This window comes from Rubrivirga sp. SAORIC476, assembly GCF_002283555.1.
Lineage (GTDB): Bacteria > Bacteroidota > Rhodothermia > Rhodothermales > Rubricoccaceae > Rubrivirga.
The window spans coordinates 825596-843538 of the sequence record NZ_MVOI01000003.1 but is presented as its reverse complement, the minus strand read 5'-3'; the positions used below and the strand labels follow the sequence as shown (position 1 = coordinate 843538).

Here is a 17943-nt window from a genome sequence, read left to right as displayed (position 1 = left end):
GCTCCCACCCCCGCGACGCCGCTCATGCCCCTGCTCCGTTCCAGCCGCCGGTACCTGCTGCGGCACCCCCTGCTGACGGCGCTGTCGATCCTGGGGGTCGCGCTGGGCGTGGCCGTGAGCGTGGCCGTAGATCTGGCCAACACGAGCGCATTGCGGGCCTTCGAACTGTCCGGCGAGGCCGTGACGGGCACGGCGACGCATCAGGTGATCGGCGGGCCGGGCGGGGTGGACGGCGGGTTGGTGGCCGACCTGGTGGTCCAGCCCCGCGTGGAGGCCGTCGCGCCGGTGGTGCAGGGCGACGCGCGGGTGGCGCGCGACCGGATGCGCGTGGTGTCGGTGCTGGGCATCGACCCGTTCGCGGAGCCCGCCTTCCGGTCGTTCGTCGGCGGTCCGGGCGGGGGGCTGGACGCGAACACCTTCCTGACGGTCCCCGGCGCGGTCCTGGTCTCCGAGCAGACGGCGGCCGAGCTGGGCGTGGCCGTGGGTGACACGCTGGGGCTGCGCGTCGACGGCCGGCCCGAGGTGGCGCAGGTGGTGGGGCTGCTGCAGCCGGACGACGAGCGCTCGGCGAGCGCCCTCCAGAACCTCCTGGTGGCCGACGTGGCGACGGCGCAGGAGTGGTTCGGGAGGGCACGTGGCATGGGGCACAGGGCACGGGGCGGGGAGCCGACTCCAGAAGGGGCCGCGAGTGACCTTCCCAGGCCGTCGCCCCTCGCCGCGACCGCAGGGAGCCTGACCCGCATCGACCTGATTTTGCCGGACGACCCGGCGGCGGTGGCGGCGGTGCAGGCGCTGTTGCCGGAGGGCGTGGACGTGCGCCCGGCGTCGACGCAGGCCGAGACGTTGGAGACGATGACGGCGGCGTTTCGGCTCAACCTGACGGCGCTGTCGCTGCTGGCGCTGGTGGTGGGCGTGTTCTTGATCTACAACACGGTCACGTTCGCGGTCGTGCAGCGGCGGCGGGTACTGGGGACGTACCGGGCGCTGGGCGTGACACGCGCCGAGGTGTTCCGCGCCGTGCTCGGCGAGGCGCTGGTGATCGGGCTGGTGGGCACCGTGCTGGGCCTGGCGTTGGGCGTGCTGATGGGGACGGGGCTGGTGCGGCTGGTGACGCAGACCATCGGCGATCTTTACTTCGTGGTGCGCGTCCGCGAGCTGGCGCTGTCGCCGGTGGCGCTGCTGAAAGGCGTAGCCCTCGGCCTCGGGGCGACCGTGGTAGGGGCGCTGCGTCCGGGCTGGGAAGCCGCCTCGACCACGCCCGCGAGCGCGCTGCGGCGGTCGACCCAGGAGGACAGGCTCGCGCGGGGTGCAGGTCGGTTGGCCGCGTGGGGCGCGGCCGTGCTCGTGCTCGGCGTCGCGTCGCTGTGGATTCCGGCAGGCGTGCCCGGTGCGTACGTGGGGATGCTGGGCATCCTGGGCGGGTTCGCGCTCGCGATCCCGTGGGTGACGCGCGCCTGGGCCGCGCTGGCACGGCCGGTGCTCGGGGCTGTGCTCGGCCCGGTCGGGCGGATGGCGGCGCGCGGTATCACGGCCAGCCTGAGCCGGACGGCGGTGGCCGTGGCGGCGCTGGCCGTGGCCGTGGCCGCGACGGTCGGCGTGGCGACGATGGTGTCGTCGTTCCGGACGACCGTGGCCGACTGGCTGGGCGCGGTGCTGGTGTCCGACGTGTACGTGCAGCCGCCGTCGACCGTGTTCCGGCGCGGCGGGGCGGTGCTGGACGACACGCTGGCGCTGCGACTGGCCGGCCTGCCCGGCGTCGCCCGAGCGGACGCGATCCGGTTGCGGACGCTCGACACCGGCTCCGGGCCGTTCGACCTGGTCGCCTCGCGCGTGGACGCGACACGGGCGGGCATCTACCGCTACAAGGCGGGCTCGGCCCAGGCCGTCGCCGAGGCGGCGCCGTCGGGCGGGGTGGCGGTGAGCGAGCCGTTCGCGTTCCGGTTCGGGGTGACTGCGGGCGACACGCTGACGCTGCCGACCGACCGGGGCGAGCGGCGCTATCCGATCACGGGCGTCTACTTCGACTACGGCAACGACCTGGGCGTCGTGCTGATGGACGAGGGGCCGTTCCTGGAGGCGTTCCGCGACCCCGGCTTCGCGGGGACGGCGTTGACGGCCGTCGAGGGAATAGACGCGGCGACGCTGGTGCAGCAGGCGCTGGCGCTGGCCGACGCGAGCGGGCAGGAGGTGATCGTGCGCTCGAACCGCGACCTGCGGGAGGCGAGCCTGGAGATCTTCGACCAGACGTTCGTGGTCACGAGCGTGCTGCGGCTGCTGGCCGTCGCGGTGGCGTTCGTGGGCGTGCTCTCGGCGCTGATGGCGCTGCAACTGGAGCGCCGCCGCGAGCTGGCGATGCTCCGCGCGCAGGGCATGACGCCGGGCGAGGTGCGGCGGATGGTGTTCGCCGAGACCGGGCTGATGGGCCTGTGGGCCGGGCTGCTGGCGGTCCCGCTGGGGCTGGCGCTGGCGGCGGTGCTGGTGTTCGTGGTCAACGTCCGCTCGTTCGGGTGGACGCTGGCGTTCACCGTCTCGCCGAGCGTGTTGCTGCAGGCGGTCGGGCTGGCGGTCGGCGCGGCGCTGCTGGCGGGCGTGTACCCGGCGTGGAAGACGTCGCGGACGAGCCCGGCGCTGGCGATGCGGGAGGGGTAGTAGACTCGCGTCATGTCCTTGTTCGCCACCGCTGTCGCCCACTGGGCCGACCTCGACGCCGACCGGCTGGCCACGCTCCGCGGCCTGTTCGTCCGGCGTGAGGTGGGGGCCCGCGAGCCGGTCGCGCTGCCGGGCTCGACCGCGCACGAGATCCTGTTCGTCGAGCGCGGCCTGCTCCGGTTCTACTACCCGGGTGACGACGGGCGCGAGTCCAACAAGGCGTTCGTGGTCGAGGGCGAGTTCGCCGGCGCGCTGGCGGCGGCCCACCTCCGTCTGCCGATCCTCTATGGCATCGAGGCGCTCGAACCGACCGTCGTGCTGGCCGCGCCGGTCGACGCCTTCGCCGACCTGATGGACCGCGACCCCGCCTTCGACCGGTTGGGGCGGAAGCTGGCCGAGCGGATCCTGGCGCGCAAGGAACTCCGGACGCGGAGCCTGCTGCTCCAGAGTGCCGCCGAGCGCTACGCCGATCTCGTCCGCGAGCGCCCGGACCTTCTCCAGCGGGTCCCGCTGTACCACCTGGCCAGTTACCTCGGCGTCACCGATGTTCACCTGTCGCGCGTGCGTCGGCAGGCGGCTTCTGAATGAAGGTTCAGGCGCGGCCCGGGCCTGCGCCCGATCCTCCGGCATCCCTTTCTCCCGACTGACATGCACATCGCTTTTCTCGGCCTCGGCGCCATGGGCGCCCGAATGGCCGCCCACCTCCTCGACGCCGGCCACGACCTGACGGTCTGGAACCGCTCGCCCGGCCCCGCCGAGGACCTGGAGCTGCTGGGCGCCGTCGTAGCCCACACGCCCCGCGAGGCGGCCCACCGCGCCGACGTGGTGATCGTGATGGTGACCGACGACGAGGCGTCGCGCGCCGTGTGGACCGGCCCGGTTGGTGCGCTGGCGGGCCTGAGCCCGGCCGCCGTGGCGGTCGAGTCGAGCACGCTGACGCCCGGCTGGGTCCGCGAGCTGGCGGCCCTGGCAGCCGAGCGCGGCACCCCGTTCCTGGACGCGCCTGTCTCCGGCTCCACGCCCCAGGCCGAGGCCGCGTCGCTGGTCTACCTCGTCGGCGGGGACGCCGAGGCGCTGGAGACCGCGCGGCCAGCGTTCGAGGCGATGGGCTCGGCCGTCCACCACGTCGGCCCCACGGGCCACGGCGCGCTCGCCAAGCTGGCCGTCAACGCGTTCATGGGCGTGCAGGTGGCGGCGGCGGCCGAGTTGCTTGCGGCGCTCGGCCGCCAGGGCATCGACCCGGCCACCGCCGCCGAGATCATCGGGGGCACGCCCGCTGCCAGCCCCGTCGGGACGACGGCGATGCGGCTGATGGCGGCCGACCAGCACGCGCCGCTCTTCCCCGTCGATCTCCTGGAGAAGGACCTCCGCTACGCGCTCGGCATGGCCGCCGAGGCGGGCGTGGCGGCGCCCGTCGTGGAGGCGGCGCGTGCGGCGTTCCAGCAGGCCCAGGACGCCGGGCTGGGCGACCGCAACATGACGGCCGTCTCCCATCTCCACGACGCGTCCTGAGGGCCAAGGAGAGCCGGACGCGGCCGAGAGGGCACAGAGAACTCAATATGTCCGCTCTATGTCGGTCGATAGCTTGATCAGACACCTACAGTCTGAGATGTGTACGCTGCCTTCCGCGTCCGGCCGATTGCGTTTTTCCTGCTCCTTCTCGCCGTCAGTCTGCTGAGCGGAGCGGCTCGGGCGCAGGAGACGGGCTTCTACATCGAGCCCATCACGCCGCCGGGGTCCATCTTCGACGCCGTCGACGTCGAGGTCGCGGCCGACGGGCGCATCTTCGTCCTCATGAAGGGCGGCTGGCTCCGCGTGGTTCTCCCGGACGGCACGCTGCTCGACGAGCCCTGGCTGTACTTCGGCGGGGAGGTCCTCAACGTGGCGGAGCGCGGCCTGCTGGGCTTCGCGCTCCACCCGGGCTTCCCGGCGACGCCGGACATCTACTTCGTCTACACCGTCGACGACTCACCGCTGCCTCAGACCCCGAGCTATAGCCGAGCCTACGGGCGCGTGACCCGCTACTCGGCCGACCCCGCGGACCCCAACCGCGCCGACCTGGCGAGCCGCCATGTCGTGCTGGGCGAGAACTTCCACGACGGCATCCCGTCGTGCTACAACCACCACTCGATCGGCACGATCGCGTTCGGGCACGATGGCTCGCTGTTCGTGGGCAGCGGCGACGGCTCCGGCGCGCCGGTCCAGCCCGACATTGGCGGCCAGTACGACGAGTGCTTCTCGGAGAACCCCGACGAGGGGGTCCACCCCGACGAGGACATCGGCCTCTTCCGGTCGCAGTCGCTCGAGAGCCTGGGGGGCAAGATCCTGCGGATCGACCCGGAGACGGGCGACGGCTACCCCGACAACCCGTTCTACACCGGCGACCCGGCGGACACGGCCTCGAAGGTGTGGGCGCTAGGCTTCCGCAACCCGTTCCGGTTCACGGTGGTGCCGGCAGAGCCCGGCGAGGCCGGCCCGGGGACGCTCCTCATCGGCGACGTCGGACAGGCCAACTGGGAGGAGATCAACCGCTCGACGGGGGGCGAGAACTTCGGCTGGCCGTGCTACGAGGGGCCGGAGGAGTACGCCGTCGGCCAGTCGGTGACCGGGCCTCTGGCGTGCTCCGAGCCGCGCGCGGGCGTCCCGACGGAGCCCTACGCCTACTTCAGCCACAGCTACCCGGAGCGGTCGTCCCCGGCGGGCGTGACGGCCTACTCCGTGACCGGCGGCGTGGTGTACACGGGCACCGCCTACCCGGAGGCGTACCAGGGCGCGCTCTTCTTCGCCGACTACGCCAACCAGTGGATCCGGTCGGCTCGCCTCGGGGCGGAGGGCATGGAGGGGGTCGCGTTCATCGGCGAGGACGTCGGGCACATCGTCGACCTGACGCCGGAGCCGGCGACGGGGGAGCTGATTGGGGCCGACGTGATCCACAACCAGATCGTGCGGCTGCGGTATGCGGGGAGCGGGGGGAGCCCGCCGGTCGCGCGGCTGACCGCCTCGGCGCGGACGGGCGCGGTGGGCACGCGCTTCGACTTCGACGCCACCGCCTCGCTCGACCCCGACGGCGGGGACCTCGCCTACCAGTGGACGTTCGGCGACGGCGCGACGGCGGAAGGGCCGGAGGTCTCCCACACGTACGTGGCGCAGGGCGTCTTCCCGGCGACGGTGGTTGTGACCGACTCCGACGGGCAGGAGAGCCGCGCGTCGCTCTCCATCCGCATCGGCGGGGCGCTCCCGGTGGTGACCATCGAGAGCCCGACGGCGTACGTCATCCCGGCCAACGGGCGGGTCCGCCTCCAGGCGTCCGCCACCGACCCGATCGACGCCGCCGAGACCTTCGCGTTCGAGTGGGCCGTGGACCTGCTCCACAACGACCACATCCACCGGCGGTTTTTCTACACCGAGGAGGCCGTGGGCGAGTTCATCCTCGACCCGCACGGGGGGCCGGGGGAGACGACGCACTACCGCGCGACGGTGACTGTGACCGACGGCGAGGGCCTCGTGTCATCGGCCTCGCGGACGTTGCGGACGGTCGTCCCGGCCGAGATCGACGTGGTGCCGGCGGCGTTGCCGATGGAGATCGAGGACGGCGTCGAGGTGACGTTCCCGCGTCCGTTCCGCGTCGGCCGCGTCGGGCTGCCGGGCCTCTCGGAGGCGCCGGACGGGCTGGCCGTGGAGGTGCGACAGGACGGCGCCTGGGCGCCGGTCCGCTTCCCCAGCGTCCTCGCCGAGGGGGACACCCTCCAGGTGCTCTTCGTCGAGGCCGAGGCGGACGGGGTCCGCGTCGTAGGGGCCGACCGGCTGTCGGTCTACGGGCAGGTGGATCCGGACGCCGTGCTGCCGGGTGGCGGCGAGGGGCTCGATGTGGGAGCGCCGGTCGCAACGGGCCGGGCGGGGGTGGGCGTGCAGGGCGCGCTGGTCGTCGTCGGGGGCGGGGCCGTCCGCGATGGCGCGTTCCACATGGTCCGGCAGGTGGTCTCCGGCGACGGCGGCGTGATGGCGCGGGTCTCTGCGGTCACGGGCACGACGCCGACCGCGGGGGCGGGCGTGGCGATGCGGGCGAGCACCGCGTCGGACGCCCTCGGGGCGACGCTCCTGGCCGAGCCGGACGGCACCCTCGCGCTGTGGAACCATGGCGCCGACGGGCGCTCTGTCCGCACGGAGGTTGGCACGTGGGACGGGCCGACCTGGCTCCGCCTGCGCCGCGACGAGGCCCGGCTGGCGGCCGAGGCGTCGTCTGACGGCGAGGCCTGGACGCGTCTCGATACCCGCCTGCTCTCGTTGCCCACGGACCTGCTGGCCGGGCCGGCCGTGGCTGCGGGTGACCGCGACAGCCTCGGCCTCGTCGCCGTCGGCTGGTTCGATGACGTGGCGGTCACAGGTGCCGGGCAGTACCCGGAGGTGACACCGACGGGGCCGTTCGCCATTCGCGGCGTCTACCCCAACCCGAGCCGCGAGGCCGCTGTGCTGGTGCTCGACGCGGGCCGCTCCGGGACCTACGCCGTCGACCTCGTCGACGTGCTGGGCCGCGTCGTGTGGACCGGCGCGCCGGTCTCGATGACCGAGCTTCGCTACCTCCCCCTGCCGCTGGGGGTGAGCGGGCTCGGGGCCGGGACCTACGTCGCCCGCGTCCGCCACGTCGAGAGTGGCGAAACCGTCACCGAGGTCCTCACCGTCGCGCGCTAGCCCCCGTAGAACGCGGCGACCTTGGTCTCGGCGTAGGCGAGCCACGGGGCGGCGTCGAGGCCGGTCCCCGTGGCGTCCCGCAGGATCTCGTCCGCCGTCCTCGCGCGGCCCCAGCGGTGGACGTGCTCGCGGAGCCAGCCGAGCAGCGGCGCAAAGTCGCCCGCGGCGATCTGGGCGTCGAGCCCTCCGAGGTCGGCGTCGGCGGCGGTCCAGAGCTGGACGCTCATCAGCGTGCCCAGGGTGTAGGTCGGGAAATAGCCGACGGCCCCGAGCGACCAGTGGATGTCCTGCAGGCAACCGTCGGCGTCGGACGGCGGCGTGACGCCGAGGAGGCCGCGCATGCCGTCGGCCCAGGCGGTGGGCAGGTCGGCCACGGCGAGGTCGCCCGCGAGCATCGCGCGCTCCAACTCGAACCGGAGCAGGACGTGGAGGTGGTACGTCAGCTCGTCCGCCTCCACGCGGATGAGGGACGGCTCGACGCGGTTGACGGCACGGAGGAAGGCGCCGCGCGGCACGTCGGCGAGGTGCGGAAAACGGGCCTGGAGCATGGGGTAGGCCCACGTCCAGAACGCCTCGCCGCGGCCGACGAGGTTCTCGTAGAGCCGCGACTGGCTCTCGTGGATGCCCAGCGAGGCACCGTCTGCGAGCGGCGTGCCCGCCAGGTCGGGCGCGAAGCCCTGCTCGTAGATGCCGTGCCCCGCCTCGTGGACGGTGCTGAAGAAGGCCGTCGGGAAGAAGTCGGGGTCAACGCGCGTGGTGATGCGCACGTCGGTCTGCCCGAACGAGGTCGTGAACGGGTGGGCAGAGCGGTCCTGGCGGCCGTGGTCGAGGCTGTAGCCGAGCGCCTGCGCGACGTCGAGCCCGAAGGCCCACTGGGCGTCGGCGTCGAAGGGCGCGCGGAGGAAGGCGTCGTCGGGGGCGGGTGCCTCAGCAGCGGCGGCGACGAGCGGGACCAGGCCCTCTTTCAACCGGGCGAACGTGGCGGCGACGGAGGCCGTGGACGCGCCGGGCTCGAATTCGTCCAGCAAGGCGTCGTAGCGGGCGTCGGCCTCAGACGGCGCGTAGTCGGGACCGCGCTCGGCGGCCACGAGGGGGCGGACGAGGTCGGCCTCCTCCCGGGCGAGGCCGAGGATGCGCTCCAGGTGCGGCGCGAAGAGGGCGAACGCGTCCGACTCGCGGGCCGCCTTCCACGCCTCCATCGCCCGCGACGAGGCCTCGGCCTTCTCGGAGACGAGGCGGCCCGGCAGCAGCGTCGCCCGCTGCCAGTCGCGCCGGGTCACGCGGACGAGCGCGGCGTCGAGGTCGCTCTCGGGCGCCGCCGCGTCCAGCAACTCGCCGACCTCGGGGGCGGTGAACCGCTCGTGCGCGATCCGTCGGAGCGTGGCGACCTGCCGCCCGCGTCCTTCTGCCCCGCCGGGCGGCATGTAGGTCTCCTGGTCCCATTCGAGGACGGCGGCGGCGTGGCCGAGGTCGGCCACCTCGGCGAGTCGGGTGCGGAGGGCGGGCAGGGCGTCGGGCATCGGGGCGGGAGGGAGGCGCCGGGCCAACGGCGGACGGGAGGCGGGGATCCAGAGTCGCCTTGCGCCGACGCGCCCGTGACGCGTGCTTGGGACTCGCCTCGTCGGCCCATGCGCCTCCTCCTCGTCCTGCTCCTGCTCGGGTCTGCGTCCACCGCCGAGGCGGCGTCGTGGATCGAGCGCTCCTACGCGGGCCTCCTCGTCGATGCGGAGGCCGTCGTTACGGGGCAGGTGGGCGAGGTCTCGCGGCACCGCGCGGCGTTCCGCGTCGAGGGAGTCCTCTCGGGCGACCCGGGCCTGGTGGGGCGGACGCTCGCGCTGCCGGTCGTCCGCTGCAACGAGCCGGGGCCGGACGGCGTCCCCTCCTACATCTCGACGTGCCTCGACCGAACGTACCGGCCGGGTGAGCGGCTCCTCCTCCTGCTCGCCCACGATGGCGAGGGGCTGCGCGAGAGCGGCTACCCGGTGCACTCGCGGGCGCCCCTCACGGACGACGCGGTCGGGCTGGCGCGGTCTCTCCTCGCTCTCCCGGACGACGTCGCCGAGATCCGTGCGGCCGCGCTCACGGCGCTGCTCGTCGACCAGCGTCCGGCGTGGCGCCGCGAGGCCGCCCGCGCCGCCGATCCCTGGCTGACGCTCTCCGGCCCGCGCACCGAGCCTCGCGTCGCCGTCTACCAGCGGACGGTCGACCTGCTGACGGAGCCGCTCGGCGACCGCCTCCGTGGCGACCCGAGCCTCGCCGTGCGGGTCGCCGCCGCTGCCGCGCTCGGGCCGTCCCGCCGGACATCGCTGTCCGTCACGCAGGCGCTCGTCGCCGCCGCGGCGTCGCCCGACGCGGACCTGGCGTATGCCGCGGCCCGGTCTCTTTCCCTCCGCCGAGATCCCCGCGCCGCCGACGCTATCCTCGCGCTCGCACGGGAGACGCGCGACCCGGACCGCCGGTGGAGCCTGCTGCAGGCCCTCGCTCCCGTGGTCCGCACCGATCACGCGGAGGCGCTGGAGGCGATGTACTACCACTCGCCTGCCGACGAGGCCCCTGCCGTGCTGGACGTTTGGGTCCAGACCGGCGCAGACGCCGCTGCCGACGAAGCCGCTCGGGGCCTCGCCACGGCTGAGACCGGTTGGGAAGAGGACACGGGCCTCCGGCTCCTCGCCCTGAGCCGCGATCGGCGGTACGCCCAGGTGGCCCTCGACCGTCTCCCGCCCGTCGACTGCACAGGCGACGGAGCGTTCGACACGGAACTGCACGCTGTCGTGATGCTCGCGCCAGCCGAGGATGCTGTGCCCGCGCTGGCCGCGTACTTCGCCTGTCCTGAGCCGCACGTCCGGTGGCAGGTGGTCCAGGCGCTCCGGCGGATCGACCTCCCCATCGCGCGGGCGGCGCTCGTCGCGCAGTGGCGCACCGAGGACGACGCGGAGATTCGAGACGACCTCCTCCGGGTCCTCGGCCGGATCCTGCCCGAGGAGCAGCACCCGTAGCGGCTACAGGCGCAGGCCGCGCGGGATGGCCCATCGGCCCGCCAGCGAAAACAGGCCCTGCACCGCGAGCGCCAGCAGCGCCGACGGCACCGCGCCCTCCAGAATCAGCCCGAGGTCGTCCAGGCGAATGCCGGTCAGGATGGGCTGCCCGTAGCCGCCCGCGCCGACGAGCGCGCCCAGCGTCGCCGTGCCCACGTTGATGACGGCGCTGGTCTGGACGCCCGCCAGGATCGACGGCGACGCGAGCGGCAGTTCGATCCGCCACAGGCGCACCGGGGCGGGCAGGCCCAGCGCTGCCGCGCTCTCCCGCAGCACCGGCGCGATGCCCGTCAGCCCCGCGTGCGTGGTGCGGACGATGGGGAGCAGGGAGTACAAGAACAGGGCGGCGAGGGCGGGCGCCGCGCCGATGCCCAGCAGCGGCAGCATGAACACCAGCAGCGCCAGCGACGGGATCGTGTAGGCCACGCTGACGACGCCCAGAACGGGTGCCTCCAGCCACGCCACCTTCGCCGCCAGCACGCCGAGCGGGATCGCGACGAGGATCGCCGCCAGTAGCGACAGGCCCACCAGCGACAGGTGCTCCTTCGTGCGCGTCCACACCCGCTCGGCGCGACTGGCCACGGCCATCTCGCCTGCGGGACGGTCGCCGAGGAACCCGGCCGCCACGACGGCCTCGGGCTGGCCGTCCAGGCGGACGCGGGCGTTGAGTGCGGCCATCGTGTCGGCCGAGAGCGTTCCGGCGAGGGCGTCCCACGCGGCGACGGCGGCGGGCGCGGTGCCGTCCCGGTACAGGATCACGGCGTCGTAGCGGGGGAAGAAGGCGCGGTCGTCGACGAGGACGCGGAGGTCGAAGGCGGCGATCTCGGCGTCGGTGGAATAGAGGTCGGTGGCGTCGAGATCGCCCGCGGCGAGGGCGCGCAGGGCGAGGTCGTGGTCGAGGCCCCGCACGTCGGCCTGGGGAAGGCCGTAGGCGGCACGGAGGCCGGGCCAGCCGTCGGCACGGTCGAGGAACTCGTTGGAGACGCCGACGCGCAGGTCGGGGTGGGCGGCGAGGTCGGAGATCGCCGCGATGCCGAGCGCCTCGGCGCGGGCTTCGACCATGCCGATGGCGTACGTGTTGTTGAAGCCGAGCGGCTCCGTCATGCGGACGCCCTCCCGCGCGAGCGCCGCCGCCAGCGCAGCGTCCGAGTCGATGGCCTCGCCGGCGAAGATCTCCTCGGTGAGCGTGCCCGTGTACTCGGGGTAGGCGTCGACGTCGCCCCGGAGGAGCGCGCTCCAGAGGACCCGCGTTCCGCCGATCTCGCGCCGGTGGATGGCGTCGACCCCGGCGGACCGTGCGGCCTGCGTCGCGACCTCGCCCAGCACGACGCCCTCGGTGAACGTCTTCGACCCGACCGTGACTGCGGTGTCTTGCGCATGGGCGGAGACCGCCAGCAGCATGAGGAGGGCTACCCGTAGGGACGTGTGGCCGTATGCCCCTGTCCAGTGTCGGCGGTGGAGGCAGAGACTCACGGCAACGCGTACCGCTGGGCCTCGACGAAGGCCTCCACGAACGGCGTCGCCGGGGCCTCCGCCACGTCCGCCAGCGCGCCCTGCTGGACGATCCGCCCGGCGTCCATCACCGCGACGCGGTCGGCGAGGACGGCCGCCTCGCGGAGGTCGTGGGTGACCAGGATGACGGTCGCGCCGAGGTCGGCGACGAGGCGCCGGAGGTCGGTCTGGAGCGCGTCCCGCGTGACAGGGTCGAGGGCTCCCAGGGGCTCGTCGAGCAAGAGGAGGTCGGGGCCGAGGACGAGGGCGCGCAAGAGGGCCGCGCGCTGCCGCTGGCCGCCCGACAGTTCGCCAGGGAACCGGTCGAGGAGGGCGGGCGCGAGCGCGGTGAGGTCCGCCAACTCGGTCAGCCGCGCCTCGATGCGGGCATCGTCCCAGCCGAGGTGGCGGGCCACGAGCGCAGCATTGTCGCGGACGGTCAGGTGCGGGAACAGGCCGCCGCCCTGGACCACGTAGCCGGTGCGCCGCCGGACCGCGTCGGCCGTGACTGCGGCCACCTCGGTGCCGTCGACCGTCACCGTCCCGGCGTCGGGGACGACCAGCCGGAGGATCATGCGCAGCAGGGTCGACTTGCCGCCGCCGCTGGTGCCCAGCAGGGCGACCACTTCGCCGCGCGCCACGTCGAGGTTGGTCGGGTGGAGCGCCACGTCCGCTCCATAGCGTTTTTCGACGCCGCGGAGCCGGATCACGAGGGGAGGGGGGAGGCCATGCGCGAAGGTACCCGGCCCGGTCCACCTCGGCGCCGGGGCGGGCGGATCCGGCGGGCCGCGCAGACGTTTGTTTGGTGCAACAACCAAATGACCCCGATGGAACTCGGCCTCTTCTCCTTCGCCGAGGTGCCGCCCGACGGCACCGACACGACCCGCCTCCGCGACCTGCTCGAAGAGATCGCCCTCGCCGACGCGGTCGGACTGGACGTGTTCGGCGTCGGCGAGCACCACCGGGCCGACTACGCGGCGTCGGCGCCTGCGATGGTGCTGGCAGCGGCGGCAGCGCGCACAGAGCGCATCCGCCTGACGAGCGCCGTCACGGTCCTGTCGTCCGACGACCCGGTCCGCGTGTTTCAGGACTTCGCGACGCTCGACCTGCTGTCGAACGGCCGGGCTGAGGTCCTGGTCGGCCGCGGCTCCTTCATCGAATCGTTTCCGCTGTTCGGGTACGACCTCCGCGACTACGACGCGCTGTTCGCCGAGAAGCTGGACCTGCTGCTGGCGCTCCGCGCGTCCGAGCGCGTGACGTGGAGCGGTCGCCATCGGGCGGCGCTGAAGGACCAGCCCGTGTACCCGCGCCCGATCCAGGAGGCCCTGCCGGTGTGGATCGCGGTCGGCGGGACGCCCGCCTCGGTGGTCCGCGCGGGGCGGCTGGGCCTGCCACTGGCGCTGGCCATCATCGGCGGGCAGCCGCACCGGTTCGCGCCGCTCATCGACCTCTACCGCCAGGCGGGCGCCGAGGCGGGCCATGACCCGGCGACGCTCAAGGTGGCGATCTCCGGCCACGGCTTCCTCGCTGACACGCCCGAGGCGGCCCGTGACATCGCCGTGGACCCGTTCATGGCGACGATGGGGCGCATCGGGAAGGAGCGCGGCTGGCCGCCGCCGTCGCGCGCCCAGTTCGACGGCGAGATCGCGCTCGACGGCGCGCTCGTGCTCGGCAGCCCGCAGGAGGCCATCGACAAGATCCTGTACCAGCACGAGCTGTTCGGCCACGACCGGCACCTGCTGCAGCTTACCGTCGGCCCGATCCCGCACGCGGACGTGCTGCGGGCGATCGAGCTGTTCGGGACGGAGGTCGCGCCGGTGGTACGGCGGGAGGTGGGTACGTCGGTGGTTGGCTAGCCGACCTGCCCGTCTCGGCGCCGGACTGAGCGAGCGTCACTTCGTCGAGCCGGGGCTCTGTGGGGAGAGCGAGCTTGTCGCATGACCAACGACAAGACGCCCCCGCTGGCCGCCGTCCTCGCCGCCTTCGCGGCGCTCTACGTCATCTGGGGGTCGACTTACCTCGGCATCCGGTTCGCCATCGAGACGATGCCGCCGTTCACGATGGCGGGCGTCCGCTTCGTGGCCGCGGGCGCGATCCTCTACGCGTGGTCGCGGGCGCGCGGCGCCGTCCCCGCCACCCGGCCCCAGTGGCGGACGGCGGTCGTCGTCGGGGCGTGTCTGCTGCTGGGCGGCAACGGCGGCGTGACGTGGGCCGAGCAGTACGTCCCGTCGGGCGTCGCGGCGCTCATTGTGGCCTCCACGCCGATGTGGATGGTGCTGCTGGACGCCGTCCGCCTGCGCGCGTGGCCGCGCCCGGCCGTGATCGCGGGCCTCCTGCTCGGGCTCGTCGGGATCTGGCTGCTGGTCGGCCCGAGCGACCTGGGCAGCGACCCGGTGGATCCGGTCGGCGCGCTGGCGGTCGGCGCGGCGGCGTTTTTCTGGGCCGTCGGCTCGATCTACCAGCGGGGGGCGCCGAAGGCCGAGGCGACGCTGCTCAACGTGGGCATGCAGATGCTGGCGGGCGGCGCGCTGCTCCTGCTCGCGGGCGTCGTGCTCGGCGAGCGGCTGGTGCTGGCCGACGTGTCGGCGAAGTCGGCCGGGGCGCTGGCGTACCTCGTGTTCTTCGGTGCCATCGTGGGCTACTCGGCGTACGTGTGGCTGCTGAAGGTGTCGACGCCGGCGAAGGCGTCGACCTACGCCTACGTGAACCCCATCGTGGCGGTGCTGCTGGGGTGGGCGCTGGCGGACGAGCCGCTGGGGCCGCGCGTGCTCTCGGCGTCGGTGGCGGTCGTGGCAGCCGTCGCGCTCATCACCACCGCGCGGGCGGCGAAGACGCCGGTCATTGCGGTCTCGCAGAGCGAGTAGCCGTCGGCGACGCGTCTGCCGGGTAGCTTCGGGCTCCTCGCCCCCGCCGATCCTGCCTGACGCCCCGCCCCCCGACCCCGCCCGCCTCGGTGCCGAGGCGGGACCTGCGCGCCGCGTGACGTTTGGGCAGGCGCTCGCGCCGATCCTGTTCTTGCTCGGGCTCGTCGTCTACGGGCTGATCCTGCGGCCGCAGGTGTTCGGGCAGGCCGCGCTGCCGCTGGAGGTCGTGTTCGTGCTCGCGGCCACGTTCGCGATCGGCGAACTGATGGCGCTGGGGCACGGCTGGGCCGAGATCCAGGAGGCCGTCGTCCAGAAGCTGACTCGGGCGCTGCCGGCCTTCTTCATCTTCTTCGCCATTGGCATGATCATCGGCAGCTGGATGGTGGCCGGGACGATCCCGATGCTCGTCTACTATGGGCTGACGCTGCTCCACCCGTCGGTGCTCTATCTGGCTGCGTTCCTGATCCCGGTCGTGTTCTCGACGCTGACCGGCACGTCGTGGGGCTCGGCGGGGACCGTCGGCGTGGTCATCCTCGGGATCGCGGGCGCGATGGGGGCGAACCTGGGCATCGCGGCGGGCGCAGTGATCGGGGGCGCCTACTTCGGCGACAAGCTCTCGCCGCTCTCCGACACGACCAACATCGCGGCGCTGGCCGCCGACGTGACGGTCTACGAGCACATCCAGTCGATGCTCGTCACCACGGTCCCCTCGGCGCTCGTCGCGTGCACGGCCTACGCGGTCCTCGGGGTCGTCGTCCCGCCCACGATGACGACCGCCGGGGCGGACTCGCTCGTGCCGTTTCTCGACGCGCTCGACGCCGTGTTCTCGTTCCACGTCCTGCTGGTGCTGCCGCCGCTGATCGTGCTCGTGGGCTCCATCCGCCGGATGCCGACCGTCCCGGTGTTGGTCGTGTCGACCCTCGTCGCGTGTGCGCTCGCGCTGATCGTCCAGCCGTTCACCCTGGGCGACGTGGCCCAGTCGGTCGCGCGCGGGTTCGACGTCTCGATGGCGCCGTGGGCGGCCGGCCTGCCCGAGAACGTGACGACGCTCCTCAACCGCGGCGGCCTGTTCGCGCTGATCGACGCGGTCGTGATCGCGCTGCTGGTGTTCGTGTTCATCGGGGCGATGGACCACGTCGGCGCGCTGGACACGGTCGTCAGCCGGGCGGTGCGCTTCGCGCGGACGCGCCGGGCGGCCATCCTCGCCACGCTCGCCGCGGCGGGCGTCACGAATGCGCTCACCTCGAACCAGTACGCCACCAGCTTCATCGTCGCGGACGCCTTCAAGGCGCGCTACGACCGGCTCGGCATCCCCCGGAAGGTGCTCTCGCGGTCGCTGGAGGACTACGGGACGATGATCGAGACGGTCGTCCCGTGGACCCCCAGCGCGGTGTTCATGATCGCGACGCTGGGCGTCCCCTACGCCGCCTACGCGCCCTGGCAGCTCCTCACGCTCGTCAACCTCGTCGTCGCGCCGACGCTGGCGGTCCTGGGCGTCGGGTGCTTCTACACCTCCGCCGAGGCACCCTCCGCGTCCGATGCGTCTGCCCCCTGACATGCCCGAGCGCCGCCCCGAGACCGACCTGATGCACCACGGCGAGGACCGCGCGCGGTACCACGGCGCCGTCGTGCCGCCGCTGTTCCAGAACTCGCTGTTCACCTTCGAGGACTGGGACGCCATCGACGCCGCCTTCGACGACCGCACGGGCGCGTACCTGTACTCCCGCCTCGGCAACCCGACGGTGCGCCTCGCGGAGGAGAAGCTGGCGCGTCTGGCGGGCGGCGGGCGGGCGCGGCTGTTCGGCTCCGGCATGGCCGCCATCTCGGCCGCCATCCTGTCGAGCGTCGACGCGGGCGACCACGTCGTCGCCGTGCGGACGATCTACGGGCCGGCCAACAACCTGCTCAACGTCTACCTCGCCCGGAAGATGGGCGTCACCACCACGTTCGTCTCGGGCGAGGACCCCGCCGAGGTGGAGGCGGCCATCACGGACCGGACGCGGCTGATCTACCTCGAAAGCCCCTCGTCGGCCGTGTTCGCGCTGCAGGATCTGGCGGCGGTCGCCGAGATCGCGCGGGCGCGCGGCATCCGGACCGTGATCGACAACACGTGGGCGACGCCGCTCTTCCAGCAGCCGCTGGCGCTGGGCATCGACCTGGAGGTCCATTCGTGCTCGAAGTACCTCGGCGGGCACAGCGACCTGCTGGGTGGCGCGGTGATCGGGACGACCGCGGCGATGGACGCGCTGGCCGTCGCCGAGGGGGAATTGCTGGGGGGCACGATGGCGCCGTTCGAGGCGTGGCTCCTGATCCGCAGCCTGCGCACGTTGCCAGTCCGTATGCGGCAGCACGAGGCGAACGCGATCCAGGTGGCGCGCTTCCTGGAAAGCCACCTGGGCGTCCACCGCGTGTTCTACCCCGGCCTGGAGAGCCACCCGCAGCACGCGCTCGCCCGGAAGCAGATGTCGGGCACGACCGGCCTGATGGGCTTCGAACTCGCCACCGACGACCTCGGCGCTATCAAGTGGTTCGTGGACGGGCTCCGCGTGTTTCAACTGGGCGTCAGCTGGGGCGGGCACGAGAGCCTCGTCTACGCGCCCGCGATCAGTTACCTCAAGGAGCTGCCGCCGGAGCGGTTCGCCGCGCTCGGCATCGCCGCCGGGACGATGCGCATCTCGGTCGGCCTGGAGCACGCCCACGACCTCGTGGCCGACCTCGGGCAGGCGCTGGACGGGATGGAGGCGTAGGGCGTGGCGCGTCGGTCTCTGCCGAGCGTGCTTACTCCGCGTCCTCGACCGGCCGCTCCATGTGGCTGCCGTCCTCGCCGTGCTCGTGGACGACCTCGCAGCCGACGCCCGCGCCGGGCCGGATCGGCAGGTCGAGGGTCGTCTCGCCCGCGACGACGACCTCGGTGGTCGGGTCGAGGTGGTAGCGGTAGGCGCCCACGCGGACCGCGTGCGTTCCCGCGGGCACGTCCGCGATCGTGTAGCTCCCATCGCGCTGCGACACCGCGCCGATGCCCAGCTCTGGGAGCACGACGCCCGCGCCCATGACCGGCATCCCGGTCTCGGCGTCGGTGACGCGGCCCGCCAGTGTGCCGAGGCCGCCCGCCTCGGTCTGGGCGTGGACGGCGGGGGCCGCCAGCAGGGCGAGCAGCGCGGAGCAGAGGAGGAGGCGCATGGGAGTCGGGGGCGTCGCCCGTCAAGGTGACGACG

Annotated in this window: 13 protein-coding genes; 9 read left to right on the top strand and 4 right to left on the bottom strand. The window is 73.4% G+C overall.

The window, feature by feature from the left end; genetic code table 11:
• Positions 1-24: 24 nt before the first annotated feature.
• From B1759_RS05450 to B1759_RS05435, 4 genes are all read left to right on the top strand, one after another.
• Positions 25-2649 carry an ABC transporter permease gene (locus tag B1759_RS05450; protein ID WP_095514015.1) on the top strand — a complete coding sequence of 875 codons (2625 nt, stop codon included), beginning with the start codon at positions 25-27 and terminating at the stop codon, positions 2647-2649.
• A gap of 12 nt (positions 2650-2661) precedes the next feature.
• A complete protein-coding gene (locus B1759_RS05445; protein ID WP_095514014.1) occupies positions 2662-3237 on the top strand; it encodes a Crp/Fnr family transcriptional regulator in 576 nt (191 codons plus the stop codon).
• A 60-nt stretch (positions 3238-3297) separates the two neighbouring features.
• Complete coding sequence (locus tag B1759_RS05440) at positions 3298-4161, top strand: NAD(P)-dependent oxidoreductase (RefSeq protein ID WP_095514013.1); 864 nt, start codon at positions 3298-3300, stop codon at positions 4159-4161.
• Between the two features lie 99 nt (positions 4162-4260).
• The gene (locus B1759_RS05435) at positions 4261-7338 is read left to right on the top strand and encodes a PQQ-dependent sugar dehydrogenase (protein WP_095514012.1); all 3078 of its coding nucleotides are present in this window, start codon (positions 4261-4263) and stop codon (positions 7336-7338) included.
• Here the strand turns inward: B1759_RS05435 and B1759_RS05430 are convergent.
• Positions 7335-8858 carry a carboxypeptidase M32 gene (locus tag B1759_RS05430; protein WP_095514011.1) on the bottom strand — a complete coding sequence of 508 codons (1524 nt, stop codon included), beginning with the start codon at positions 8856-8858 and terminating at the stop codon, positions 7335-7337. The two genes, B1759_RS05435 and B1759_RS05430, sit on opposite strands and share 4 nt — an antisense overlap.
• Positions 8859-8966: 108 nt before the next feature.
• Between B1759_RS05430 and B1759_RS05425 the strand changes: the two genes are divergently transcribed.
• Positions 8967-10334: a HEAT repeat domain-containing protein gene (locus B1759_RS05425; RefSeq protein WP_095514010.1), complete on the top strand. Its 1368-nt coding sequence runs from the start codon at positions 8967-8969 to the stop codon at positions 10332-10334.
• A 3-nt stretch (positions 10335-10337) separates the two neighbouring features.
• On the opposite strand, the gene B1759_RS05420 is transcribed toward B1759_RS05425, so the two are convergent.
• Both B1759_RS05420 and B1759_RS05415 read right to left on the bottom strand, forming a co-directional pair.
• A complete protein-coding gene (locus tag B1759_RS05420) occupies positions 10338-11774 on the bottom strand; it encodes a glycine betaine ABC transporter substrate-binding protein (protein ID WP_095514009.1) in 1437 nt (478 codons plus the stop codon).
• Between the two features lie 68 nt (positions 11775-11842).
• A complete protein-coding gene (locus B1759_RS05415) occupies positions 11843-12574 on the bottom strand; it encodes an ATP-binding cassette domain-containing protein (RefSeq protein WP_095514008.1) in 732 nt (243 codons plus the stop codon).
• A gap of 117 nt (positions 12575-12691) precedes the next feature.
• Here B1759_RS05415 and B1759_RS05410 point away from each other — a divergent pair, with 117 nt between their 5' ends.
• The 4 genes from B1759_RS05410 (at position 12692) to B1759_RS05395 (ending at position 17475) form a co-directional block, all read left to right on the top strand.
• A complete protein-coding gene (locus B1759_RS05410) occupies positions 12692-13720 on the top strand; it encodes an LLM class flavin-dependent oxidoreductase (RefSeq protein WP_095515059.1) in 1029 nt (342 codons plus the stop codon).
• Between the two features lie 81 nt (positions 13721-13801).
• Positions 13802-14728 (top strand): EamA family transporter, encoded by a 927-nt coding sequence (locus tag B1759_RS05405; RefSeq protein ID WP_095514007.1) that lies wholly within the window; start codon positions 13802-13804, stop codon positions 14726-14728.
• A gap of 115 nt (positions 14729-14843) precedes the next feature.
• Positions 14844-16283, top strand: a complete 1440-nt coding sequence (gene nhaC / locus B1759_RS05400) for a Na+/H+ antiporter NhaC (RefSeq protein ID WP_198948758.1) — start codon at positions 14844-14846, stop codon at positions 16281-16283.
• A complete protein-coding gene (locus B1759_RS05395) occupies positions 16267-17475 on the top strand; it encodes a PLP-dependent aspartate aminotransferase family protein (RefSeq protein ID WP_198948757.1) in 1209 nt (402 codons plus the stop codon). The genes nhaC and B1759_RS05395 overlap by 17 nt, the downstream gene beginning before the upstream one ends.
• Positions 17476-17506: 31 nt before the next feature.
• Here B1759_RS05395 and B1759_RS05390 read toward each other — a convergent pair whose 3' ends face one another.
• Positions 17507-17908, bottom strand: a complete 402-nt coding sequence (locus tag B1759_RS05390) for a carboxypeptidase regulatory-like domain-containing protein (protein ID WP_095514005.1) — start codon at positions 17906-17908, stop codon at positions 17507-17509.
• Positions 17909-17943: the final 35 nt, after the last annotated feature.

Excerpts from the sequence above, each read along its gene's own strand:
- B1759_RS05395 (WP_198948757.1), top strand. The coding sequence starts at position 16,267 with ATGCGTCTGCCCCCTGACATGCCCGAGCGCCGCCCCGAGACCGACCTG.
- B1759_RS05410 (WP_095515059.1), top strand. The coding sequence starts at position 12,692 with ATGGAACTCGGCCTCTTCTCCTTCGCCGAGGTGCCGCCCGACGGCACC.
- B1759_RS05390 (WP_095514005.1), bottom strand. The coding sequence starts at position 17,908 with ATGCGCCTCCTCCTCTGCTCCGCGCTGCTCGCCCTGCTGGCGGCCCCC.
- B1759_RS05420 (WP_095514009.1), bottom strand. The coding sequence starts at position 11,774 with ATGCTGCTGGCGGTCTCCGCCCATGCGCAAGACACCGCAGTCACGGTC.
- B1759_RS05405 (WP_095514007.1), top strand. The coding sequence starts at position 13,802 with ATGACCAACGACAAGACGCCCCCGCTGGCCGCCGTCCTCGCCGCCTTC.
- B1759_RS05440 (WP_095514013.1), top strand. The coding sequence starts at position 3,298 with ATGCACATCGCTTTTCTCGGCCTCGGCGCCATGGGCGCCCGAATGGCC.
- B1759_RS05445 (WP_095514014.1), top strand. The coding sequence starts at position 2,662 with ATGTCCTTGTTCGCCACCGCTGTCGCCCACTGGGCCGACCTCGACGCC.
- B1759_RS05450 (WP_095514015.1), top strand. The coding sequence starts at position 25 with ATGCCCCTGCTCCGTTCCAGCCGCCGGTACCTGCTGCGGCACCCCCTG.
- B1759_RS05430 (WP_095514011.1), bottom strand. The coding sequence starts at position 8,858 with ATGCCCGACGCCCTGCCCGCCCTCCGCACCCGACTCGCCGAGGTGGCC.
- B1759_RS05425 (WP_095514010.1), top strand. The coding sequence starts at position 8,967 with ATGCGCCTCCTCCTCGTCCTGCTCCTGCTCGGGTCTGCGTCCACCGCC.